23 protein-coding genes are annotated in these 24703 nt (G+C 53.6%); 14 read left to right on the top strand and 9 right to left on the bottom strand.

Going from position 1 to position 24703, the window contains the following annotated elements; all coding sequences use genetic code 11:
• Positions 1 to 428 precede the first annotated feature (428 nt).
• The 3 genes from FHW74_RS08370 to FHW74_RS08360 are packed head-to-tail and all read left to right on the top strand — an operon-like array spanning position 429 to position 1928.
• Entirely contained in the window at positions 429 to 1103 is a 675-nt protein-coding gene (locus FHW74_RS08370; protein ID WP_183170026.1) for a hypothetical protein, read from the top strand.
• A 1-nt stretch (position 1104) separates the two neighbouring features.
• Positions 1105 to 1446, top strand: a complete 342-nt coding sequence (locus tag FHW74_RS08365; protein WP_183170025.1) for a hypothetical protein — start codon at positions 1105 to 1107, stop codon at positions 1444 to 1446.
• A gap of 2 nt (positions 1447 to 1448) precedes the next feature.
• The gene (locus FHW74_RS08360; protein WP_183170024.1) at positions 1449 to 1928 is read left to right on the top strand and encodes a type VI secretion system tube protein TssD; all 480 of its coding nucleotides are present in this window, start codon (positions 1449 to 1451) and stop codon (positions 1926 to 1928) included.
• 221 nt (positions 1929 to 2149) lie between these two features.
• Here FHW74_RS08360 and proX read toward each other — a convergent pair whose 3' ends face one another.
• From proX to FHW74_RS08320, 8 genes are all read right to left on the bottom strand, one after another.
• Positions 2150 to 3145, bottom strand: a complete 996-nt coding sequence (gene proX, locus FHW74_RS08355) for a glycine betaine/L-proline ABC transporter substrate-binding protein ProX (RefSeq protein WP_183170023.1) — start codon at positions 3143 to 3145, stop codon at positions 2150 to 2152.
• 71 nt (positions 3146 to 3216) lie between these two features.
• Positions 3217 to 4284 (bottom strand): glycine betaine/L-proline ABC transporter permease ProW, encoded by a 1068-nt coding sequence (gene proW / locus FHW74_RS08350; RefSeq protein ID WP_183170022.1) that lies wholly within the window; start codon positions 4282 to 4284, stop codon positions 3217 to 3219.
• Positions 4277 to 5479, bottom strand: coding sequence for a glycine betaine/L-proline ABC transporter ATP-binding protein ProV (proV, locus tag FHW74_RS08345; RefSeq protein ID WP_183170021.1), 1203 nt, complete (start codon positions 5477 to 5479; stop codon positions 4277 to 4279). The genes proW and proV overlap by 8 nt, the downstream gene beginning before the upstream one ends.
• A gap of 378 nt (positions 5480 to 5857) precedes the next feature.
• Positions 5858 to 6817 (bottom strand): class 1b ribonucleoside-diphosphate reductase subunit beta, encoded by a 960-nt coding sequence (gene nrdF / locus FHW74_RS08340; RefSeq protein WP_183170020.1) that lies wholly within the window; start codon positions 6815 to 6817, stop codon positions 5858 to 5860.
• A gap of 4 nt (positions 6818 to 6821) precedes the next feature.
• Complete coding sequence (nrdE, locus tag FHW74_RS08335) at positions 6822 to 8966, bottom strand: class 1b ribonucleoside-diphosphate reductase subunit alpha (protein ID WP_183170019.1); 2145 nt, start codon at positions 8964 to 8966, stop codon at positions 6822 to 6824.
• A complete protein-coding gene (gene nrdI, locus FHW74_RS08330) occupies positions 8954 to 9349 on the bottom strand; it encodes a class Ib ribonucleoside-diphosphate reductase assembly flavoprotein NrdI (protein WP_183170018.1) in 396 nt (131 codons plus the stop codon). The genes nrdE and nrdI overlap by 13 nt, the downstream gene beginning before the upstream one ends.
• Positions 9346 to 9591, bottom strand: a complete 246-nt coding sequence (gene nrdH, locus FHW74_RS08325) for a glutaredoxin-like protein NrdH (protein ID WP_183170017.1) — start codon at positions 9589 to 9591, stop codon at positions 9346 to 9348. The genes nrdI and nrdH overlap by 4 nt, the downstream gene beginning before the upstream one ends.
• A gap of 276 nt (positions 9592 to 9867) precedes the next feature.
• A complete protein-coding gene (locus FHW74_RS08320; protein WP_183170016.1) occupies positions 9868 to 10197 on the bottom strand; it encodes a DUF883 family protein in 330 nt (109 codons plus the stop codon).
• Positions 10198 to 10363: 166 nt separating this feature from the next.
• On the opposite strand from FHW74_RS08320, the gene FHW74_RS08315 reads away from it, so the two are divergent.
• A complete protein-coding gene (locus tag FHW74_RS08315; protein ID WP_183170015.1) occupies positions 10364 to 10708 on the top strand; it encodes a DUF2002 family protein in 345 nt (114 codons plus the stop codon).
• Positions 10709 to 10730: 22 nt separating this feature from the next.
• Here the strand turns inward: FHW74_RS08315 and alaE are convergent, their stop codons facing one another.
• Positions 10731 to 11183 (bottom strand): L-alanine exporter AlaE, encoded by a 453-nt coding sequence (gene alaE, locus FHW74_RS08310; RefSeq protein WP_183170014.1) that lies wholly within the window; start codon positions 11181 to 11183, stop codon positions 10731 to 10733.
• Positions 11184 to 11617: 434 nt separating this feature from the next.
• Between alaE and FHW74_RS08305 the strand changes: the two genes are divergently transcribed.
• The 10 genes from FHW74_RS08305 (at position 11618) to FHW74_RS08260 (ending at position 24447) form a co-directional block, all read left to right on the top strand.
• Positions 11618 to 11953 (top strand): hypothetical protein, encoded by a 336-nt coding sequence (locus FHW74_RS08305; protein WP_183170013.1) that lies wholly within the window; start codon positions 11618 to 11620, stop codon positions 11951 to 11953.
• Positions 11954 to 12149: 196 nt separating this feature from the next.
• Positions 12150 to 12308 carry a YqaE/Pmp3 family membrane protein gene (locus FHW74_RS08300; protein WP_125294917.1) on the top strand — a complete coding sequence of 53 codons (159 nt, stop codon included), beginning with the start codon at positions 12150 to 12152 and terminating at the stop codon, positions 12306 to 12308.
• Between the two features lie 213 nt (positions 12309 to 12521).
• Positions 12522 to 13568: an L-asparaginase 2 gene (ansB, locus tag FHW74_RS08295; RefSeq protein WP_183170012.1), complete on the top strand. Its 1047-nt coding sequence runs from the start codon at positions 12522 to 12524 to the stop codon at positions 13566 to 13568.
• Between the two features lie 303 nt (positions 13569 to 13871).
• The gene (gene cspG / locus FHW74_RS08290; RefSeq protein WP_125294852.1) at positions 13872 to 14084 is read left to right on the top strand and encodes a cold shock protein CspG; all 213 of its coding nucleotides are present in this window, start codon (positions 13872 to 13874) and stop codon (positions 14082 to 14084) included.
• A gap of 149 nt (positions 14085 to 14233) precedes the next feature.
• Positions 14234 to 14668 (top strand): acetyltransferase, encoded by a 435-nt coding sequence (locus FHW74_RS08285; protein ID WP_183170011.1) that lies wholly within the window; start codon positions 14234 to 14236, stop codon positions 14666 to 14668.
• A gap of 390 nt (positions 14669 to 15058) precedes the next feature.
• Positions 15059 to 16144 carry a YncE family protein gene (locus FHW74_RS08280; RefSeq protein ID WP_255459888.1) on the top strand — a complete coding sequence of 362 codons (1086 nt, stop codon included), beginning with the start codon at positions 15059 to 15061 and terminating at the stop codon, positions 16142 to 16144.
• A 48-nt stretch (positions 16145 to 16192) separates the two neighbouring features.
• Positions 16193 to 18391, top strand: a complete 2199-nt coding sequence (locus FHW74_RS08275) for a TonB-dependent siderophore receptor (RefSeq protein WP_183170009.1) — start codon at positions 16193 to 16195, stop codon at positions 18389 to 18391.
• A gap of 109 nt (positions 18392 to 18500) precedes the next feature.
• On the top strand, positions 18501 to 20465 hold the full coding sequence (locus tag FHW74_RS08270) for a PhoX family phosphatase (RefSeq protein ID WP_183170008.1): 1965 nt from the start codon (positions 18501 to 18503) through the stop codon (positions 20463 to 20465).
• Positions 20466 to 20625: 160 nt separating this feature from the next.
• Positions 20626 to 21243 (top strand): acid-sensing system DNA-binding response regulator EvgA, encoded by a 618-nt coding sequence (gene evgA, locus FHW74_RS08265; protein WP_269772349.1) that lies wholly within the window; start codon positions 20626 to 20628, stop codon positions 21241 to 21243.
• A 3-nt stretch (positions 21244 to 21246) separates the two neighbouring features.
• Positions 21247 to 24447: a transporter substrate-binding domain-containing protein gene (locus FHW74_RS08260; RefSeq protein WP_183170006.1), complete on the top strand. Its 3201-nt coding sequence runs from the start codon at positions 21247 to 21249 to the stop codon at positions 24445 to 24447.
• Positions 24448 to 24703: the final 256 nt, after the last annotated feature.

Here is a 24703-nt window from a genome sequence, read left to right as displayed (position 1 = left end):
GATCTTCTGTCAGAGGTTTCCTCTGAAGAGGAAAGGTACACATGGAAATCACACAGCTAGTTGCTTTGAACAGTCAGGGACAACAGGGATATTCATCGCAATTATATATAACCATTAGCTTCGCTACATTCATTGACTTGAGGAATAATTAGATAATAACCTCAATACCTAATTAATATCTGAGAAATAACTATGACTTGGATAAATACATACTTTGGAAATATACACAGTTTCGCTTTATTACCTTATAAACAATAAAATGGCCTGCTAGACAGGAAGATGATCTTTCCAGGTGATATGTTTTGTAACAACTGCATTGTTGTAACATCATTTAAAGCGCCTATTGTTTTTTTATAAAGACTGGTTCTTTTCTCGGTGAAATATAAATTGAATGTTATCTGAACAATGCATTTGAGTAAGGGATTGCTATGGTAGACATCGAAGGAATAGCACGGAGGATATACGATATCATTGTTTCTCCTGATACAGTTACGGGACTTATCAATGGTGGATTATCTGTTCCTTTAGATTATGGTTATCTGATTTACGGTATCTTTGATACGGATACAGAATATGAACGTGAAACCGAGAGAATCCGTATGATGATGGCTATAAGAAACGACATCCTTAATTATAAAAATATCATTAACGCAGTTATGTTAATCTTTCATCTATTTAATAAATATTTATCTGAATCAGAGCAAGATAAAATATACAGAGGCGTAATTACCTCTATTGTGGGCAGGATATCAACCAATATCATCGCATCTAATATTGCTAAAGCCGTCATAGAAAAAAGTTCATTCACGCATGTAGTATTTCAAGACAAAGGTAATCCAATTGCCTTTTTAAGTACTATTCTTTTATTGGGAGGGATGGCTGAGCGTTCGATCAGAACATCTGATAACCTCAAAGGTGAAGCACCTGAGATATATGAACTACTAAGACCTCGCGACTACGATCTGCTTTATTTTCTTTTTGCCGATGCAGTTCAACCTTTTGTTGATGCCATCCATGCGGGATACACTGAGGGCAGGCCCGCTTTCTCCAGTATTATGGAAAAGCTGGAAGAGCGTTTGAATGAGAATGCGAGTGTAGAGTAATATGAGTAAATTAATTACCTCGGTCATAAATGTTGTTATCTGTAGTTATATTGTTGCAGTATGCTTGGCTTGTCTCATAGAGTTTGATTCCTGGCAGGATAAAACTATCGCGGTAATTATTACAATTAGCAGTGCTTATATCATTGTTCTTGTATTGAATAGATTTCTGCCTGAAAAAATTCGTATAGCGAGTGGGGCTTTCGATTTGTTATCGGGCCCATTATTAATTATAGGTGCTATTGCTTGTATCGTTTTTCTCGAACCTTGGCCTGTGAAGGTTATTGGAATGTTCTTGTGGGTAATCGTAATGTTTTGGATCCCCTCTTTTATAGATAAGGAATAATTATGTCAAATCCAGCGTATCTTTGGTTAACGGATGAAAATGGCTCCCCTATAATTGGCAGTTGTTTGGTTACAGGACGTGTTGGTGCGATTGAATTAAAAGCGGTAACGCACCACTTATCGATTCCTGTAGATGGGAACACTGGAGCATTAACGGGCACCCGAGTACATCGTCCTGTTGCGATACAGAAAGATTTTGATAAAACAACGCCGATTTTATATAAAGCGCTAAGCGAAGGACAGACATTAAAATCAGCAATCATTAAAATGTATCAAATTCTTGATGCAGGTGTAGAAACCGAATACTTCAATATTATTTTAGAAAATGTGAAAATAACGGGGATTACTCCGAACTTATTCCCAGGTTCTGGTACTGGAACACACTGCGAAACTATTCAGTTAAGATATGAAGCCATTACATGGAAACATTGCGATGGAAATATCATTTACAAAGACGCCTGGAATCACCGGGCGACAGCGTAATATATTTAAGTCTTATTTATTCAGTAATAGTAGCGAGTTCAGGATAGGGGCAGTATAAGCTTCGCCCCTTTGTTTTTCTCGCCCTCAGGCCCGGATTAGTCGGCTCATCCTTGAGTCTCATCCCTCCGGGCCAAAGCTAGCGTTGTTCAAAACGCTCCCGGCGATTTTGATGCCGGACTAAAACCCACTGGCTTTGGCCGCGGAGTGGGGATGGGATCGAGTTACTTCTGTGCTTTTAACGCTTCGTTGATCCAGCCGTCGAATTGCTGCTGGTGGGCTTTGATCCAGCCGTCGACGTGGCCCTGAATATCGGCTTCAGAGGCTTTACCGTCATGCATCATGGCGTTCTGGGCGTTGATGTCGGTAATGGGCAGTTTCATCAGGGAGAACAGTTTGGCCGCTGCGGGGTTTTTCTCGGCCCAGGCTTTATTTGCCACGATGTGCATGGTGTTCACCGGGAAACCGTAGTTCGCGCCATTCGGCAGCTTGGTGTCGATATCTTTCTGCTCGCCCGGCAGGGAGGAGAACGGCACCTGTAGCCATACCACGTCTTTACCCGGCTTCAGCACGTCGCTTACCCAGTACGGCGTCCAGGTGTAGTAGAGCACCGGTTTGCCTTCTTTATAACGGGCAATGGTGTCGGCCATCATCGCCGCGTAGTTGCCGTGATTAACGGTCACGGTATTTTCCAGCTCAAAGGCTTTGTTCTGGTGATTAATCACCGCTTCACAGCCCCAGCCCGGCGAGCAGCCCATCATGTCGGCTTTGCCGTCACCGTTGCCGTCAAACAGTTTGGCGATTTTGGGATCTTTAAGCTGTTCGATGTTGGTGATTTTGTACTGCTCGGCCGTTTTCTTATCGATCAGATATCCCTGCGCCGCGCCGGTAACAAATACCCCTTCGCGGTAAAATTTATTGGCACCGCCCGCGGCTTTATACATGTCGTCATGCAGCGGTTGCCAGTTAACGGCGGTAAACGTCGCATCACCGGAAGCAATGGAGGTATAGCCGACGTTGTAATCGACTTCACTGGTTTTATTCACCGTATAACCGAGCTTCTCCAGCGCGCGGCTCACCAGCAGCGTCTGGAACGACTCTTCAGAAATGGTGCTCTGCACCGGCTGAACGGTAATGCCTTTGCCCGGCAGATCGGCGGCAAAAGAGGGCGCGGAAACAAGGGTGGCAATGGCTGTGGCTAAAATCAGGCTGTGTCGCATCGTTGTTCCTTTTATTGAGTAAAGAAGGGAAGCGGGGCGGCTAACGCGTGCCGCCCCGGAGGTGCTTGCGGTTATTTCGAGAAAGGACGGATCAGCAGGCCAATCGGCCCGGTGGCATACCAGCGGCGGTTGCCACGCGAACGGGCATCGCGGCCCATCGCCTGCGTCAGACGGTCAAGGATGATGGCGAGGATCACGATCCCCACGCCGCCCACGGTGGCGAGCCCCATGTCCAGGCGGCCAATGCCGCGCAGCACCATCTGGCCGAGGCCGCCCACGGCGATCATCGAGGCGATCACCACCATAGAAAGCGCCAGCATCAGCGTCTGGTTCACGCCCGCCATGATGGTCGGCATCGCCAGCGGCAGCTGCACTTTAAACAGCATCTGGCGCGGGCTGGCCCCGAACGAGCGCGATGCCTCAATCAAATCGGCAGGCACCTGGTTGATGCCCAGAATGGTCAGACGGACCACCGGCGGCAGGGCAAAGATAATCGTCACCACCACGCCTGGCACGTTGCCGATACCAAACAGCATCACAATCGGCACCAGATAGACGAACGCGGGCGTGGTCTGCATCGCATCCAGCAGTGGGCGGATCACTTTCGCCGCACCCGGACTGCGCGCCAGCCAGATCCCCATCGGCAGGCCGATGACGATACAGAACAGCAGGGCGGTCAATACCAGCGCCAGGGTGATCATCGCCTGTGACCATGCGCCGATCGCGCCGATAGCGATCAGCGAGATCAGGGTGGCGACGCCCATGCTGAGGCTGGAGATCTGCCAGGCGATCAGCGCAAACAGAATAATCGCCACCGGCGCAGGCATCCCCAGCAGCAACTGCTGGAACGCGCCAAGAATATAATCCACCGGCACGCGAATGCCCTGGAACACCGGGCGGAAGTGCATCACCACCCAGTCGATCCCTTGCGTCACCCAGCTATCGAGGGGGATCAGCGTTTTATGGAACGGATCGAGAATGTTGAAATGCTCCGGCGCGGGGGCCGGTGCGCTGGTCAGCCAGTCGGCTGCGGGGGCATCCTGCGGCGTGGCGGCAGGCGTTCCCCATGCGTCGGCGGCGCTGGCCGCGCTATCGGCAGCCTGGCTGCCGGTATCCCACGGATTGGTTTCGTTACTCATTGGTTGCCCCCTCACGATCTAATGCCTGCAACAACACCCCTTTCGAGATGATGCCCACATACTGCCCCTCTTCGCCGACCACCGGCACCGCACAGGGTGCCTGGCCGACCACGGACAGCAGTTCACTGAGCGGCGTCTGGGCATCGACGGCGGCAGGAGTGTCCAACAGCGCGTTGTCGAGGCCAGCACCCGCAGCCAGCGCGGTTTTCAGGGAATCGATAGAGACAATGCCAACGAATTTCTGGCCGCGCTCCAGCACATAGCCGAATTCGCGATCCTCATCCTGGAGCAGTTTCAGCGCCGAGCGCGGGCCGAAGCCTGGCGTTTTACGAATCAACCCAACCGGCGTCCGGCGGGCAATATCTTTGGCGCTAAACACCTGGCTAATATCCACGCCACGGAAGAAGGTGCGCACATAATCATTGGCCGGATTATTAAGAATTTCGTCCGGCGTGCCGATTTGCACCACCTCGCCGTTTTGCATAATCGCAATTCGGTCGCCAATCCGCATGGCTTCATCGAGATCGTGGGAAATAAACACAATGGTGCGCTGATGTCGGGACTGAAGTTTAATCAGCTCATCCTGCATTTCGCTGCGAATTAAGGGATCGAGGGCCGAGAAGGCTTCATCCATTAACAGGATATCCGGGTTAATCGCCAGCGCACGGGCTAATCCGACGCGCTGACGCATCCCGCCGGATAATTCATCCGGATACGCGTGAGCATAATTCTCCAGCCCAACCTGACGTAAGGCTTCCAGCGCTTTTTGCTGGCGCTCCTGTACGCCTACGCCCGCTAATTCCATGCCAAACGCGGTATTATTTAATACCGTCATATGAGGCATTAGCGCAAATGACTGGAAAACCATCGCAATTTTCTTTTTGCGCACCTCAGAGAGCTTCGCGTCTGATATTTTGGCGATGTCCTCGCCGTCAATCAGCACCTGCCCCCGGGTGGGTTCAATCAGGCGATTGAGAAGGCGAACCATGGTTGATTTTCCTGAGCCGGATAACCCCATGATGACGAATATCTCGCCTTCTTCAATGGCCAGACTGGCGTTGATCACGCCAAGTGAAAGCCCGGTTTTTTCCAGTATTTCTTCTTTCGAAAGGCCTTTATCAATATATTTAAAGGCGCGCTGTGGATTTTCCCCAAATATTTTATACAGATTCTTGATTTCTAATTTAATTGCCATGCAATGGTCGTGGTCCTGTTATTTATCGATAACGGTTTCATTCCTGCAGGAAATATTGAACGGCCATTACCCTAACACACTCTCAATCTGAGGCAACCCTTGCGAACCCGCATGGGAGGCCAATAACAGCGAGTGAACGGCGTGAGTTTCCCATGATATAAGGGCTGAGCGGGAATCGAAAAAAATGAATATTTTTTGATTTCGGTAGCGAATTTGCCACGCAAAGCGACGTTTTCGGCAGGCTTATTTGTCAATAATGTGCCAGGGGTTATTCACGACTGTTGGATAGTGCGCGAAGGTAATCAAAACAGGAAACGCACGCTAATCAGAATATAATTTGCGTGCGTTTTAAGACGTCATAAAAATGTCAAAAACCGGTCAGAAATCCCAGTCGTCGTCTTCGGTTTCCACCGCTTTTCCCATCACATAGGACGAGCCGGAGCCGGAGAAAAAGTCGTGGTTTTCATCAGCGTTAGGCGACAGCGCAGCGAGGATCGCCGGGTTTACCTCGGCCATTTCCGGCGGGAACAGCGCCTCGTAGCCAAGATTCATTAACGCTTTGTTGGCGTTGTAGCACAGGAAAGCGTTAACGTCGTCGACCCATCCCACGTCGTGGTACAGTTCGTGGGTGTAAACCGTTTCGTTTTCATACAGATCCATCATCAAATCCAGCGCGAAATGCTTTAACGATTCGCGTTTCGCGGCGTCCTGGGCGGCTAATCCCTGCTGGTATTTGTAGCCGATGTAATAACCGTGTACCGCCTCATCGCGGATGATCAGGCGGATCAAATCGGCGGTATTGGTCAGTTTGCCCCGGCTCGACCAGTACATCGGCAGGTAGAAACCGGAGTAGAACAGAAACGACTCCAGAAATACGCTGGCGATTTTTTTCTTCAGCGGACAATCGCTGCGATAGTGCTCGAGGATCAGCTGGGCTTTGCGCTGTAGCGGCGCGTTCTTCTCACTCCAGGCGTAAGCGGCATCGACGTCTTTGGTCTGGCACAGGGTTGAGAAAATCGAACTGTACGAGCGGGCGTGCACCGCTTCCATAAAGCAGATGTTCGACAGCACCGCCTCTTCGTGGGGCGTCAGGGAATCGGGCATCAGCGCGGGCGCGCCGACGCTGTTTTGCACCGTATCCAGCAGCGTCAGGCCGGTGAATACGCGGATCGTCAGCTGCTGCTCCTGCGGGGTAAGCGACTGCCACGCCGGAATATCATTGGAGAGCGGCACTTTCTCCGGTAGCCAGAAATTGCTGGTCAGCCGGTTCCAGACCTCGAGATCTTTATCGTCCTGGATTTTGTTCCAGTTAATGGCGCTGATTCGGTTTAATTTCATGGCGTTATAATGCGCAGGAGACGCATCCCTCAATTTCGGTGCCTTCCAGCGCCAGTTGGCGCAGGCGGATGTAATACAGCGTTTTGATGCCTTTTTTCCAGGCGTAGATTTGCGCTTTGTTAATATCGCGAGTGGTGGCGGTATCCGGGAAAAACAGCGTCAGCGACAGCCCCTGATCGACGTGGCGCGTGGCCTCGGCATAGGTATCGATAATTTTTTCCGGCCCGATGTCGTAGGCATCCTGATACAGCGCCACGTTGTCATTGGTCATAAACGGCGCGGGGTAATAAACCCGGCCCGTTTTGCCCTCTTTGCGGATCTCAATGCGCGACACGATCGGGTGAATGCTCGACGTGGCGTGGTTGATATATGAGATCGACCCGGTCGGCGGGATAGCCTGTAAATTCTGGTTGTAGATACCGTAACGCATCACATCGTCGCGCAGTTGCTGCCACATCTCCCGCGTTGGGATAGTGATACCCGCCTGGGCAAACAGCCGGGCGACGGTCGCCGTTTTGGGCTGCCACTGCTGGGCCAGATACGGCGTGAAGTATTCCCCGCTGGCGTAGCGCGACTGTTCGAATCCGGCAAAGCGCGTGTTGCGCTCTTTCGCCAGCAGCATTGAGGTATGCAACGCATGCCAGGTGACGGTGTAGAAGTAGATATTGGTGAAATCCAGCCCTTCCGGCGAACCGTAGGCGATGCCTTCCCGCGCCAGATAACCGTGCAGGTTCATCTGCCCCAGACCGATGGCGTGGGAGGCATTATTGCCCGCTTCAACTGACGGTACGCTGCGGATCTGGCTCATATCGGAAACCGCCGTCAGCGCCCGCACCGCCATTTCTACGGTACGGCCAAAATCCGGCGCATCCATGGCATGGGCGATATTCAGCGAGCCGAGATTACAGGAGATATCTTTACCCACCGTGGCGTAATCAAGATTTTCGTCATACTGCGACGGGCTGTTGACCTGCAAAATCTCCGAGCACAGGTTGCTCATATTGATGTGCCCGGCGATCGGGTTGGCGCGATTGACCGTGTCTTCAAACATCAGATAGGGGTAACCCGACTCGAACTGGATTTCCGCCAGAGTCTGGAAGAAATCGCGCGCGTTGATCCAGCTTTTCCGCACCCGGTCATCGGCTACCAGCGTGTCATACATGGCGCTGATGCTGATATCCCCGAAGGCTTTGCCGTACAGGCGCTCCACGTCATAGGGCGAGAACAGCGCCATCTGCGCGTTCTGTTTGGCGAGCTGGAACGTGATATCCGGAATAACAACGCCCAGCGAGAGCGTTTTGATACGTATTTTTTCATCGGCGTTTTCCCGTTTGGTATCCAGAAAGCGCAGAATGTCCGGGTGATGGGCATGCAGATATACCGCGCCCGCGCCCTGACGCGCCCCTAACTGATTGGCGTAGGAAAAGGCGTCTTCAAGCATTTTCATTACCGGGATCACGCCGGATGACTGGTTCTCGATGCGCTTAATCGGCGCGCCGGCCTCGCGTAAATTCGACAGCAAAAAGGCCACGCCGCCGCCGCGCTTTGACAGTTGCAGGGCGGAGTTTACCGCCCGGCCAATGGACTCCATATTGTCTTCGATACGCAACAGGAAGCAGGAAACCAGTTCGCCGCGCTGCTGTTTGCCGCAGTTAAGAAAGGTAGGCGTCGCGGGCTGGAAGCGTCCGCTGAGCATCTCATCCAGCATCGCGGTCGCCAGGTTTTCATCGCCCTGCGCCAGGGTTAACGCCACCATGCAGGCGCGATCCGGGAAGTGCTCAAGGTAGCGCTTGCCGTCGAAGGTTTTCAGCGTATAGCTGGTGTAAAACTTCCAGGCGCCGAGGAAAGTCTGGAACTGGAAACCGGCGCTGTGGGCATGGGCGAAAAGCGAGATCACAAACTCTTCGCGGTAGCGCGTTAACACCGCCGGATCGTAGTAATTCTCCTCCACCAGCCAGCGCAGCCGCGCCTGCTGGCTGGAAAATTCCACGCTATTGGGCAGTACGTGATGCGCCATAAACGATGCCACCGCCTGCTTGTCTTTATCAAACTGAATGCGGCCTTGCGCATCGTACAGATTCAGCATGGCGTTCAGCGCATGGTAATCCGGTGTGCCGGAGATCGCCGGTGAGTTTTCTATGGTTGCCAAAATTCGTTCACTCCCTTACGCACATTTTCGATGTCGCGCATCGTGCCCATGAGTTCGAAGCGGTAGAGCCTGGGCACGTGGCATTTTTGAGCAATCACGTCGCCGGCCCGGCAGAATGCCTCGCCGAAGTTGCGATTGCCCGCCGCGATCACGCCGCGCAATAGCGCGCGGTTCTGTTCATCGTTGAGAAACTGGATAACCTGGCGCGGCACCGCGCCTTTGGTTTCGCCGCCGCCGTAGCTCGGCACCACCAGAATGTAGGGCTGGTCTACTTTTAATCGCGCTTTACCATCGACCGGAATGCGCAGCGCCGGCAATCCCAGGCGCTGAATAAAGCGATGGGTGTTTTCGGAGCGGCTGGAAAAGTAGACCAGTTGGCTCATGCGTTCGCCGCCTGCTGCGCTGGACGCAGCCGGTTAATCATGTCCGGGCGAAACCCCGACCAGCTCAGCGCATCGGCGATCACCACCGGCAACTGACGAAACCCCTGGGCGCGCAGCTCCTCAATGGCTTCCGGCTGGGTATCCAGATTGACCAGCTCAAACTCCAGGCCCCGGCTTTCAATCGCCCGTTTGGTTGCATGGCACTGAACACAGTCGTTACGAGTGTAAATAGTAATGCTCATGATTCGTATTTCCATCTAGAATGACGCTGCGTGGTAGTTAACGAGCAGAGCCATAGGGGGTGGTTGATGTAATGAATACTAGATGTAGATCGTTTTAGTTTCAACCGCACAATATATAGTTATTTTAGCTAACTGATACCGAAACGTAGCTGCCAGGCGCGAAGAGGGCGGATGCATTCCTGAATCGGGGGGCGCGGCGAAAATTTCAGCGGGTTGGCATCGTGAAGGCAAAAAAAAGCCCCGGCGGCTGCCAGGGCGTGTGGGGAGCAGGGGCGATTATTTGCGGCCGCAGTTGAGCAGGGCGCCGATAAAGATCCCCGCCGCTGCCGCGACGCCCACGCTGCACCACGGATTGCGGCGAACATAGGTATCGGCGCAACCCATCGCGTCGCACGCGGCCTGGCTCACGCCATTGCGGCCACTCATCCGAGCGCGGGTTTCGCGCAGCAGGGATTTTGCTTTGCGGCGCGCCGCTTCGGCTTCATCTTTTGCATCACTTCCCCAGGATTTCAGCACCTCTTCAAGCGAATCAGCCAGACGGCTTACATCGTCATTTATTTCCTGAACGCCATCATCGACTTGCTTACGGTTTATTTTATTAAACATTGTAATTCTCCCAATGGGTTAGCTGTGTTTAACAGTGTAGACCAGAATTTTTTGCCGTTGAGGTGGGTCACGCCTTATGAGGCGGTTTATGGACTTTTCCGAAAGCGTTGCTAATGCTCCTTACTGTAAGGTTGGCAATGCAGTGAAAAGATGACGAGGAAAAAAAATGTATTTACGACCCGATGAGGTAGCGCGCGTTCTTGAGAAAGTGGGCTTTACCATGCAAGAGGTAACGCCGAAAACCTATGGCTATCGCCGTGGTGAAGCTTATGTTTATGTGAATCGAGAAGCGCGGATGGGCCGTACGGCACTGGTGATCCATCCCACGCTGAAAGAACGCAGCCAGACCCTTGCCGAGCCAGCCTCAGAGATCAAAACCTGCGATCACTATCAGCAGTTCCCGCTCTATCTGGGTGGGGACGCAGAGCAGCACTATGGCATTCCGCATGGCTTTAGTTCCCGCATGGCGCTGGAGCGCTATCTCTCCGGTTTATTCGGCGAGCCGCAATAACCCACGCTTTCCAACGCCGCCGTTACAACTGGACGCGCGGCTGAGCCTCAGCAACCCGGAACAGGCGACGGCAATAATCCAGGAAGTAGCCGTAAGCCGCGCCCATCAGCATCGAGATCAGCGCGTTGGAACTCACCGCCGCCACCATCTGATGCCAGTCTGCCCCCACGAACAGCAGGATTAACGCATATACCGGCGACTGGAACGTCACGTAGGCCAGCACGTCCGCCAGATTCTTAGCCCAACTTCCGGCGCTGGCGCGCCTTGCCTGACGGATAAAGAAATCCCGGTAGATGCCATAAGGCCAGGCTATCAGTATGTTGACCGGAATAGATACCAGACGGGAAGAGAGCGACTGTTCAAAGCTCATGCCGGAGATGAAAATCTCAATAACCATCCCCACAGCAAAACAATACACCACCATGGCGAAAGTGTCCGCCGCCGCATGACGCAGGCGCGAGTGGGGCGAGAACATGTCAGCACTCCTTTGTAAAACAAGTGGTTAACGTAAAAGTAGCGTGATGAAGATTAACATCATCATGCCAGTTATATGGTTTGGTATTTAGCCTTTCAATAGATTATATTGCTGGATAAAAACTAACAACTAGTGATTAATTTTTATTTGTTGGCTTTCTTTCGATAAAATTCTCTGAAATGAACGTTTTGTGCGCGTTGCCGCTATAAATAATTGGCTGACTTATAAATTTATTATTAATCAAACGGTTACACTTTTTGTCGTTCCGGTTTTTTCTGGCAATTTTTAGCGCGTATAGGTGTTACGCAATCATTCACGTGGTCAATGTTTTAAATATTATTAGGTTAATTCGTTAATTATTCTCATCGATGAGATATAGCAAGCTGGAACGATTTAACTTATTCTGTCGCCATACTGTTTCAGGAAGGAAAAAAATGAATTTACAAGCTGTAAGCTGGCGGCTTGCACATCTCATAGTGGAATTAATGCAAGATGCGCCTTTGAATAAAAAGTTACTTAATGTTTATTTTAACGAGTTAATCAATCTGAATGAGAATGATCTTCCGCATAAATTATCCCAGGACCTCAAAAATATTAAATCTATGTTCAGCGATCCGCAGGCAGTGAGGTTTGATAAATTAACTGATGCGGAATTAATCAGTCTGGCGTCGCGGATTGTGTTGTTACTGACGGAGGTCAGTTACCAGGCCGGGATACAGGCGGGGCAAAGGCAGTTGGCTGAGAACCTTTTTTCGGATACAGAATGTTGACTGAAATAGAGGCTGGAGCGCACTTTTAAATAGTAATATTCTTAAATCTGTCCAGGGAATGCGTATTTTTAATGTGATGTGTAGGGTGGGGTGAGTATCGGTAAAGTAATGTCATCATAGTGGCGTTTTTTTAATGGCAGGCTAAACTTTAAAAAACATGTTGTTTTATAATCACCTGCATAATAAGGACGTCAATATGGGTTTCTGGAGAATCGTTATTACTATTCTTTTACCGCCGCTAGGCGTGTTATTGGGTAAAGGATTCGGTATGGCTTTTATACTGAATATTATCCTCACCCTGCTGGGTTATATTCCTGGCCTGATTCACGCATTTTGGGTTCAGTCGCGCCCGTAAAAAATTAACGGCTCAGCATTACGCTGAGCCGTACTGTTTTTCCCGCTCAACTTCTCCTGCCCGATACAACGCCTTCCTGGCCGTTTTTTGGTATCTATCTCTAATATTTAGAAATTCCTTAGCGTAAGTGTTCGGCAAAGGGCGGCATGTCACATTTTTTATCTGGCCGACAGGGATAATTCGCGCAAACTAAAACCGATGGAGAGTGTGCACATGGCGTTATTTAGAAAGACGATTCTGGCGGCTTTTGTGATGGGATGCAGCAGTGCCGCGCTGGCGTTACCTCATATTACCATTCTGGCAACTGGCGGAACCATCGCAGGCGGCGGGGCGTCAGCCACCCAGTCTGCGTACAAGGCGGGTAAAGTTACGGTTGAAAACCTGGTGGACGCCGTACCGGAATTAAAGTCTATCGCGCAAATAAAAGGCGAGCAGGTGGTTAGTATCGGCTCTCAGGATATGAACGATGATGTCTGGCTGACGCTGGCGAAGAAGATCAACAGCAGTTGCGACAGCACTGATGGGTTCGTGATCACTCACGGCACCGATACCATGGAGGAGACGGCGTACTTCCTGGATTTAACGGTTAAATGCAATAAGCCGGTGGTGATGGTCGGCGCCATGCGTCCTTCTACCGCCATGAGCGCTGACGGCCCGTTCAATCTGTATAACGCGGTGATTACCGCCGCCGATCCGCAATCCGCCAATCGCGGGGTGCTGGTGGCGATGAACGATACGGTACTGGATGGACGCGATGTGACCAAAACCAATACCACCGATGTCGCCACGTTTAAAGGCGTCAACTTCGGCCCGCTGGGCTATATCCATAATGGCAAAGTCGATTACCAGCGTGCTCCGGCTCGTAAACACACTACCCAGACGCCATTTAACGTCAATAACCTGACGGAACTGCCGAAAGTTGGGATCGTGTATAACTACGCCAATGCGTCGGATCTGCCGGTGAAAACGCTGGTGGATGGCGGTTATCAGGGCATCGTCAGCGCAGGGGTGGGTAACGGCAACCTGTATAAAACCGTATTTGACAGTCTGGCTACCGCCGCACATAACGGCGTTGCCGTGGTGCGTTCATCGCGCGTACCGACAGGCTCTACTACGCAGGATGCCGAAGTGGATGACGCTAAATATGGCTTTGTCGCCTCCGGGACGCTCAACCCGCAAAAAGCGCGCGTGTTACTGCAACTGGCGTTGACGCAGACCCGCGATCCGCAACAAATCCAGACCCTGTTTAACCAGTACTGATCCGCAGCGGGGCCTGGCATCAGGCTCCGCGATTTCAAGCGAGACGCTGAAACATCAGGAAATCATTGCTGAACCGGCCAGATGAAAATAGTTCTTGCTAAACTATTCTACCCCTGTATGATTGCCCTCGGTTTGTCAGACAGACCTTATGAAAGCAGTTTTAGTAAAGCAGTCCTCAGTTAGAGCGTTATCTTTGATACCCCTTCTCGTGAGTCTCCTCCTAAGCTTCTAAATAAGTTAATTCTGCAACGCGAGCCACGATATCCGCATCAAGCGGCACTATATTTTTTCGAGGAAGTATCAATGTCTAATAAAATGACTGGTTTAGTAAAATGGTTCAACGCTGATAAAGGCTTCGGCTTCATCACTCCTGACAACGGCGGCAAAGATGTGTTCGTACACTTCTCCGCAATCCAGACTAACGGCTTTAAAGTTCTGGAAGACAACCAGAAAGTAGAATTCTCTATCGAGAACGGCGCTAAAGGCCCGGCTGCTGCGAACGTTGTTGTTCTGTAAGTGCTGAATCTCTCGCTTGATTTACGATAGCGAAGACGGTTTAACCCGAGCAGTTAAATAAAGCGATAAAGACCCGCCATTGAGCGGGTTTTTTTATATCTGTTATTCCTTCTCTGATATGCTTCGTCCTTGTACTATTAAGGATGATTATGATTACTACCATTACACCGCAAGAATTCCCCGCTCTGATCCCCGTTTGGGAAAACGCCGTGCGCGCGACCCATGATTTTCTTTCCGAACAGGACATCGCTGCGCTACGCGCCCAAATTCCTGACTATTTCCCGATGGTGACATTACGCGTCTGCCGCGATCCGCAGGGCCAAATCCAGGGCTTTGTTGGCCTGGCGGGCGAGACGATTGAAATGCTGTTTATCGATGCCCGCAGCCGGGGCAAGGGGATTGGCCGCGCGTTACTAACGTGGGCCATAGAGCAGGGCGCAAACCAGTTGGACGTCAATGAACAAAATCCGCAGGCGCTGGCGTTCTATCAACACTGTGGGTTTGAGGTTATTGGGCGTTCCGCGCTGGACGGCCAGGGGCGTCCTTTCCCGCTTTTGCATATGCGCTATGTAAAATCCCGTTAAAAAACATCCTGGCGGATACTGCTGCCGGGAAGCGTTCCCGGTAACGCTTTTCTCTGCAATCACAGCCATAACCCGTGTATGACCGGGTTATTTGCGCTTATCGCCCGATAATTCTGCATTACCCCATTCTCCTCATTTCCCGTCCGCGGGCCGCAACGCTTGCCATGAGAAAGTAAATGCGTACAATTCTCATTTGCTTTTCTGGGTGAGAGAGGGTGCGCCTCACAACTCGTTCCGACAAGGCCAATAAATCACTAAAACATGACCGGTATTACTCAACCGTGGGCTAAAAGCGGTTGAGTAATAACCGGTTGACACAACATCTTCCTGTTCTGGCGCTTGTCGTTTGCGGTAATAGCCCGCGTCAGGATGGTTAGCAAGGAGCTACCATTGAAAATCAAATACACTCTGCTGGCACTTGCCGTTGCCGCGTCGCTGGTCAGCTGCACCGCGCATAAAGCGGAGCCCACGCAAACCGCCGCCGCGCCTGCCACTCAGGCCGTGGAGAAAAATCAAAATATTAACCATCGCGAACTGGCGAATGGCCTGTATGAAATGGTCATCACTCCGGCAGGCGACGCGCTGTATGTCGCCAGCGCATTAAGTTTCAAAGACGTGCAGGGCGGCGTGGTTTACAAGCTCGATCCGAAGACGCTGAAAACCCTCGGCGAAGCCCATACCGATCTGAAAAACTTTGGCGCGGCGATTTCTCCGGACGGCAGCACGTTGTATGTCACCAACTCGCTGGACGGCGGCATCAGCGCGCTGGACACCGCAACCGGCAAAGTGAAAACCCGTACCCTGTTTAAAGAGCGGAATAAAGAGGGCTTCCCTTACGGCGCGCGTGAAATTCTGCTGCATGATGGCCTGCTGTATGTAGGTGGCGTAGCCGATCCGGCGGTGATCTGGGTGGTTGACGCCAACACCATGAAGCTGAAAAAACGTATTGATAACGCGGGGAAATGGGTCACCGGCCTGCATTATTCTGAACAGACTCAGCGTCTCTACGCGGCTAACGGCGGCGGCGAAATCCTGGTTATTAACCCCAAAACGCAGCGCATTGAACAGCGCTGGGCGCCGCTCGGCGTAGATAAGGCGCTGTTGCTGAACCTGGCGGAAGATCCTGAAACGGGTCGCCTGTTCGTGACGGACAACTCCAAAGCCAAAACCACCCTGGTGCTGGATATCCACACCGGTAAGACCATCAAAAAGCTGGATACCGGCGACACCCTGGGCGTGAAGTTCAATCCGAAGCGCCACGAAATCTACCTCTCTCAACGTGAAAGCGGAAAAGTGCTGGTGCTCGACGCCACCACCTATGCAGTGAAAAAGCACTTCGATCTGCCGCCGCATCCTAACAGCCTGCTGCTATCCGCCGACGGGCAAACGCTCTATGTCACCGTCAAACAGGGCTTTAACAAGGATCACTCCACCAAAGGCCCGGACAGCATTGTGCGAATTTCGCTGAATCAATAAACCGCTCCGTTAAAGGGCATTCTCTTTTGCATTTTTGAGTCACCAGGTATGAACATAAAAACGAAAACACTACTGGCGCTGGCGATTGGCGCGACTGTGCAGGGCGCGCAGGCGGCTAGCGCGGAAACCGCTAAACAAAGTCAGGAAGACACCATTGTGGTCCAGGCCGCCGGGAACGACTTTACGCCCGGCGGTGATGAGCTGGTTCCCGCTTTCCTTGACGGCCAGATGGCCAATGGCGGGCGGCTGGGGATGCTGGGTGAACAAAGCGCCATGGACGTGCCCTTTAACGTTATTGGCTACACCTCGAAGCTGATAGAAGATCAGCAGGCAAAAACCATTGCCGATGTGGTCAGCAACGACGCGGGCGTGCAGAACGTGCAGGGTTACGGTAACTACGCCGAAACCTACCGCATTCGCGGCTTTAAGCTGGATGGCGATGACATGACTTTCGGCGGGCTGGCGGGCGTGGTGCCGCGCCAGGTCGTTGACGCCGCCATGCTTGAGCGTGTGGAAATCTTTAAAGGCGCTAACGCGCTGGTCAACGGCGCAGCCTCGTCCGGCGTGGGCGGGATGATCAACCTTGAGCCAAAACACGCCAGCGAAACGCCGATTACCCGTGTCGGCGTGGATTATACCTCCGCCTCCCAGCTGGGCGGTTCGCTGGATATGGGCCGCCGCTTCGGCGACAACAACCAGTTTGGCGCGCGGGTCAACCTGCTGCATCGCGAAGGTGAAAGCCCGATTGAGGACGATAAGCGCCGCACCACCCTGGCGTCTGTTGGGCTGGATTATAAGGGTGAACGCCTGCGCGGCTCGCTGGACATGGGCTACCAGAAAAAGACCTTCCATGGCGGCACCGTGGGCGTTAACGTCAGCGCCGTGGATTTCATACCCGATCCGCCGCGCAACACCAGTAACTACGCCCAGAAGTGGGGTTACAGCAATATCGAAAACGAGTTCGGCCTGGCGCGTGCTGAATACGATCTGACTGACAACTGGACCACTTATCTTGGATTCGGCATGCAGCACAGCCATGAAACCGGAATCTACAGTTCGCCGAAACTAAATAACGTCAACGGCAACGCCACAATTGGCCGTCTGGATACGAACGCCATCCGCGATTCCTACAGCGGCATGGGCGGCATTCGCGGTAATTTCGATACCGGCTTCGTCTCCCATAAAGTCAACGTCGGCTACTCCGCGCTGCTGCGCCGCGACAATATCGCATGGGCGATGCTGTCGAAAAACCCGGCGGTACCGGTGAATATCTATGATCCGCAGGATGTGCCGATGCCTGATGCCGACCTGAAAGGCGGTAATTACAGCGATCCGCTCACCACTGGCCGCACCCGCACTCAGGGCTGGCTGCTGAGCGATACCCTGGGCGTGCTGGATGATAAGCTGCTGCTGACTCTGGGGGCGCGCCATCAGAAAGTGGCGGTGCGCAACTACAGTAACGCCACCGGCGCGGAGACCGCCAACTCGCGCTATGACCAGAGCCGCTGGATGCCGACTTACGGCATGGTGTACAAAGCCTGGGAGGAAGTCTCTTTCTACGCCAACCATACCGAAGCGCTACAGCCTGGCCAGGCCGCGCCGAAAGGCACCTCCAACTATGGCGAAAGCACGGACATCGTTCACTCGAAGCAAAACGAAGTGGGCGTAAAAATGGACTATGGCCGCATCGGCGGCTCGCTGGCGTTGTATGAAATCAAAAAGCCGTCGGGCTTTAACGTCGCCTCCAGCGATCCCAATGCGCTGCCAACCTGGAAAATGGACGGCGAACAGCGTAACCGCGGCATTGAGCTGAACGTTTTCGGCGAACCGCTGCTGGGCCTGCGTGTTAACGGCAGCGCTACCTGGATTGACGCCGAGTTGACCAAAACGCAAAACGGCGTCAATAAAGGCAATGATCCGATCGGCATCCCATCATACGTGATGGTGCTGGGCGCGGAATATGACATCCAGCCGGTACAGGGGCTGACCGCCACGGCGCGCATTAACCGTACCGGCTCGCAATATGCCAACGCGGCGAACACCAAAAAACTCGACGCTTACACCACGCTGGATTTGGGCGTTCGCTACAAAATGCAGTTGAATCAGGATCGCAACGAAATGACCTGGCGGGTGGGCGTGGATAACGTCACCAACGAGAACTACTGGTCGAGCGTGGATGACGGCGGCACCTACATCTTCCAGGGCGAACCGCGAACCCTGAAAGTCTCGATGAGTTACGACTTTTAAGCGTGCAAAAACCGAAGGGGCAGCGATGCCCCTTTTTCATTGTTATAAATTTGTAATAAAAACTTCTTACACTGCTCACTTCTGATACCAATACCGACAGGAAGCCATGATGAGCAGACCCCTTAAGCCGCTGTTTAAACAGGAACACAGCGACGAAATCAATAACCGCAGCGCTAACCCCGTCTTTTCCGATGTCGCCAACGCCTTTTTAAGCCGTCGCCGTTTCTTACAGATGGGCGTGGTGGCTGGTGCGGCGGTCTCTTTCCCGGCGCTGATGAAATCACCCGCGGCCTGGGCGGTGGAAACCGCGATGGCGCGTCCTTCCTCGCTGGGCTTCACCAGTATCGCGGTCTCGACCGACGATACCGTGCGCGTGCCGGAGGGATACGTGGCGCGTCCCTTCTATCGCTGGGGCGATGCGGTGGGCTTAAAGGGCAACCTGCCGGAATTCAAAACCGACGGCAGCAACACCACCGATGAACAGGCCGCACAGGCGGGCATGCATCACGACGGGATGGCCTGGTTCAGCCTGCCGCTGGGCGGCGACGATCCGCACCACGGGCTGCTGGCGATGAACCACGAATATATTGATAACGGCCTGCTGTTTAAAGACGGCGTCGCCAACTGGAACCTCGACAAGGTCCGCAAAGGGCAGAATGCCATGGGGATTTCGGTGATTGAGGTGAAAAAACAGGGCGACAACTGGACCGTGGTGCGCCCGTCTGAATTCGCGCGCCGCATCACCGTGAATACGCCGATGAAACTTACCGGCCCGGCAAAAAATCATGCGCTGATGAAAACCGACGCCGATCCGCAGGGCGAAACAGTGCTCGGCACGATGCAGAACTGCGCCAATGGGCACACGCCCTGGGGCACCTATCTGACCTGCGAAGAGAACTGGTCGGATATTTTCGTTAAGAAAGCGGCCCCGAACGCGCTGGAAAAACGCTACGGCATCAGCGACAGCGACGAATCCTACCGCTGGAGCGAAGCCGATGCGCGTTTCAGCGTCGACGCCACGCCGAACGAACCCAACCGCTTCGGCTGGGTGGTAGAAATCGACCCGTACAACCCGCAGTCCACGCCGCGCAAACATACCGCGTTAGGCCGCTTCAAACATGAAGGCGCGGCCATCACCCTGGCGGCGGACAATCGCGTGGTCGCCTACATGGGCGACGACCAGAAATTCGAGTACATCTATAAGTTCGTTTCCGCCAATAAATACGACGCCAGCCAGCGCGACGCCGCCATGGATCTGCTCTCTGAAGGGACGCTCTACGTGGCGAAATTTAACGAAGACGGCAGCGGAAGCTGGCTGCCGCTGGTTTACGGGCAATCGGGTCTGGATGCCAGCAACGGGTTCGCCAGCCAGGGCGAACTGCTGATCAAAACGCGTCTCGCCGCCGACATCGTGGGCGCCACTAAAATGGACCGCCCGGAGTGGATTGCCGTCGATCCGCACGCCGCCGGCAGCGTTTACTGTACCCTGACCAACAACAGCGATCGCGGCAAAGAGGGCAAAGCGCCGGTCGATGCCGCCAACCCGCGCGCCAATAACGTCTACGGGCATATCATGCACTGGCGCGAAGAGAACAGTGACCCGGCATCCACCGCGTTCAAATGGGATATCCTGGTGATGGGCGGCAAGCCGGACAGCGCCGACGAGAAGGCAAAAGGCTCGATGAAGGGCGCGGAGTTCGGCAGCCCGGACGGCCTGTCGTTCGATCATCGCGGCGTGCTGTGGATCCAGACCGACGTCTCGTCCAGCACCATCAATAAAAAAGCTTACGAGGGCATGGGCAATAACCAGATGCTCGCCACCGTACCGGGCACCAATGAATATCGCCGCTTCCTCACCGGGCCACGCGGTTGCGAGATCACCGGTATCGCCTTTACGCCGGATAACCGCACGCTGTTTATCAATATCCAGCATCCTGGCGAACCGGGCGATGATATCAGCGATCCGGCTAACCCGACCGCCGTGTCCACCTGGCCTGATGGCGATAAAACGAGCCGTCCGCGCTCGTCCACCGTGGTGATTGTCAAAGCCGACGGCGGCATTATCGGTAGTTAACCTCAACGGCCTCCGCGGGGGGCCGTTTTCTTCCGCGCTGTAACCCCCTCTTTTTGCTATTGATCGCGTGAATGTGCTGTCGTCTGCGCTGCGGTTTGGGCTATGCTCAGTAAAAGTCTGCCCGTGCCCAGCGTTTCCTGCCTGAAGGAGGATGTCGCCCGTGACCACTGCCATTATTATCGACGATCATCCTCTGGCGCGTATGGCGATCCGCGGCGTGCTGGAAACGCACGCCATTACCGTGACCCAGGAGTTCGAAGACGGGACGGCAGCTCTTAACGCGCTGCGCCACGAACGCCCGGATATTATTGTCATTGATGTGGATATCCCTGGCGTTAACGGTATCGACCTGATCGAAAAACTGCGCAAACAGTACTACCGCGGCATTGTGATTGTGGTGTCGGCGAAAAACGATCGTTACTACAGCCGACGCAGCGCCGAAGCGGGCGCGCACGCTTTTATCAGCAAGAAACAAGAAATGACCACCATCATGGCGGCGATCCGGGCGGCGCAAAATGGCTACAGCTATTTTCCGTTCGTGCTGGATGATTTTACCGGCGTACCGCCAGGCGATCGCGAAAAGCTCGAGTTGCTTTCCACGCAGGAAATGAAAGTGATGCGCTATATGCTGGAGGGTTTTGATAACACTAAAATCGGCGAGCAGATGCATATCAGCGCGAAAACCGTCAGCACCTATAAAACCCGGCTGATGGAAAAGCTGGGTTGCAAAACGCTTATCGAGTTACTGGCCTTTGCCAGCCAGAATAAGCTGATCTGACCGATGAAAAGCCTGCTGGTTATTTTGTTCATTGTGCTGGCCGCGCTGGTTACCCCGGCGCAAGCGCAAATGCCTGAGGCTGAAAAACTCGATCTCTCTGGTTTTAATCCCTTGCAGCCCGTGCAGCTTTATCTCACCGATGAGCAAAACCGCTGGCTGCGGCAGAAAAAAACCTTACGGGTGGCCATCTTCCCACCGGATATTCCGCCACTGGTGCTCAACACGGTATCGGGTCGCTACCGGGGGATGAACGCCGATTATCTGGCGCTAATGCAGCGCTCACTCGATATCACTCTTGAAGTGTGGCGCTATCAGAATGAAGCGCAGGCGCTGGAGGCCCTCAAGCAGAACCACGTCGATCTGTTACTCACCGGTTTGCAGTATCAACCTGAACCGCCTGCGGGCGTGATGCTTTCCGCGCCGGTTATCGCCTCCTGGCCCGCGCTGGTAACCACCCTGGCTAACGTGATGGAGCCGCTGCGCAGCGAGAAAGTTGTCACCGTCGCGACGGTAGAAGACTATCCGCCCGAGACGTGGATTAATCAGTCGTTCCCCAATGCGCAGATTCACCGCTACGCCAGCTACCATGCGGCGCTCTCCTCGGTGGCGGAGGGGAAGAACAACTATTTTCTTGGCGACAGTTTGCCGGGCAGCGCGATCATTTCCCAGGAGTTCGCCCTGGCGCTGACCACCGTTAAATACTGGGGCGACGAGCAGAAGCGAAGCTATTTCCTGATAGCGCCATCGCAGGAACCGCTGCAACAAATCGTCAATCGTTTTCTCGGGGCGATTGATGAACACCTTCATAATCAAATCACCCAGTCGTGGATTGAAAAAGGCAACCTGACTTTTGCGCTGGATAAGCTGGACCTCACCAGTCGGGAACGGCAGTGGCTAAGCCAGCACAAAACGCTGCGGATCATTGTTAACCCGTATTTCGCGCCTTATACCCTGCTGGACAGCAATCTGGAAACCCGGGGGATTATTGGCGACATCCTGAATTTAATCAGCCTGCAAACCGGCCTGAAATTTGAAACCATCGTCGTCAAATCCAACGATGAAATGCTGGAGGCCATGGGCAAGGGCGGCTGGCATTTAATGCAGACCGCGACCTGGGATTTAAACCGTATCGATAGTGTTTCCTATACCCATCCGTTTATTACCACGCCCAACGTCATTGTGATGAAAAGCGGTCAGACGCAGGCGATAGCGCTGCGGCCCGGCATGACCGTCGCCATCGCCTCGCTGCACAATCTCATCCCGGTGCTTACCGCCAACTATCCGGGCATTCGCTGGCGGCAGGTGGATAACGCCAGCGTGGCGCTGAATCTGGTGGCGAACGGCGAGGTGGACGCGGCGCTCTCCAACCAGTTAACCGTGCGCTACTTCAGCGAGCACTATTATCCTGACCAACTTGCCTTTACGCCGCTGCCCGATGAACCGCCGTCGGCGATTGGTTTTGCCATGCCGCGTTCAGAGCCCGAGTTACGGCAGATACTCGATAAGGCGCTGGATAACATCCCGCAAAAAGAGATCCTGCAAATCGTCGGTAAATGGGTGCGCTTACCCGATGTCACCATCGACACCTGGGAGTTATACAACCGGCCATTTTATCTGGTTGCGCTACTGGCGGGGCTGCTGGTGCTGAGCAGCCTGGTCTGGGGGCTGTATTTGCTGTCGGAAATCCGCAAAAGAAAACGGGCGCAGCACCAGCTGGAGCAGGAAAAAGACAACGCCCTGCGGGCCAATAAAGAGAAGCGCGTTTTTCTGGCGCGCATGAGCCACGAGATCCGCACCCCGGTGAGCGCCATCATGGGCTTTCTGGAGCTGCTGCACCGTTCCCGGGAAATCCGCGCCGGGCATGATAAAACCGCCGTGGATCGCGCATGGCAGGCTTCCCAGTCGCTGATGATGCTGATCGGCAACGTGCTGGATTTAGAGAAAATCGAATCCGGCAAAGTCGAACTCATGCCCCGTTGGGTGGATATCAACGCGCTGCTGGCGGAGGTCACGCAATTATTCAGCGGCCTGGCGGCGCAAAAATCGCTGTCATTACGGGTTAACAGCACGCTGGCGGATCTCCGCTTGTGGCTGGACCCGCAACCGCTGCGCCAGGTATTAACCAATCTGATTGGCAACGCCGTGAAATTCACCCACCAGGGCAGCGTCACCGTAACGGCCCAGACGCAGCGAGTGGACGAAAAACAGGTCGAGTTGATTATTGAGGTGAGCGATACCGGGCCGGGCATTCCGGTTGAGCAGCAGAGCCAGCTGTTTACGCCGTTCAGCCAGACCGATACGGGCCGCGCGCAGAGCGGGTCGGGCCTGGGGCTGGCAATCAGCAAGGAACTGCTGGCGCAGATGGGCGGTACCCTGGATCTGCAAAGCGAGCCAGGCCAGGGCACGACCTTTACTCTGGCACTGGCGGCGGCCAGCCAGCGTGGCCGGGTGCAAAAGGTGTCGCACGCGCCCGCCCAGCCCGATGTCCTGGCGCAGCGTCTGGCAATACTGATTGCCGATGACCATCCCACCAACCGCCTGCTGTTAAAGGAACAACTGCACGCGCTCGGGCAGCGGGCGGATGAAGTCAGTGATGGCGCGCAGGCGCTGGCGGCGCTCCGGCAGCGCCAGTACGACCTGTTGATCACCGACCTCAATATGCCTGAAATGGATGGTATCGCCCTTGCCAGAGCCCTGCGTGCCGCCGGGCAACACCTGGTGATTTGGGGGTTAACGGCCTCGGCGCAGGAGGAAGAACAGCAGCACTGTCTGGCGGCGGGAATGAATGCCTGCCTGTTCAAACCGCTGAGTCTGTCGCAGCTACATGCCATGCTTGCGGCGCTGGCGTTGCCGGACAAACCGGTTCTTGATGTGGAAAAACTGTCGCGACTGACCATGAACAACAAGGCGCTGATGCAAAACGCGCTGGAAGATGCCCAACGAGAAAATCGCCGCGACCTGTCAGCGGCGCAAGCGGCGGCAGAGCAGGGCAACTGGGTCGCGGTGCGCCACCATCTACATCGGCTTAACGGCACCGCGCAATTGCTGGGCGCTATCCGGTTACACGATCTGGCCGCCCGGCTCGAACAGGATCTGGTGGATAACAAAAATAGCCAGGGGATGTTAGCGAAGCTGCAACGTATGGACGGTTTGTTGGATGAGTTGGATAGTGAAGCGCAGCGTATTATCCGCGATGGGGATTAGCCTTGTGATTGCCACCTCTTAAGAAACGGCTTACGTTTGTAGGGCCTGGCTTGCACAACAATAAGCATCCGCCGATAGGGTTGAATCAGGGCGTCTGTATAATTGTTCACAGGTCGCGGGGAATATATTCCAAAACGCGTCCTGGAATATTTCCTAAGAAAATTCCATTTTTAACAGATTGACAAGTTTAGGCTATCGAAGCGGAGAAATGATAAAGAAAAATCGATGACAAAAAACACCCTGAAAATCATTATTC

This window comes from Atlantibacter sp. RC6, from assembly GCF_014193285.1.
Taxonomy (GTDB): Bacteria; Pseudomonadota; Gammaproteobacteria; order Enterobacterales; family Enterobacteriaceae; genus Atlantibacter.
The sequence above is the reverse complement of the archived record's forward strand: the minus strand, read 5'-3'. Positions and strand labels throughout refer to the sequence as shown.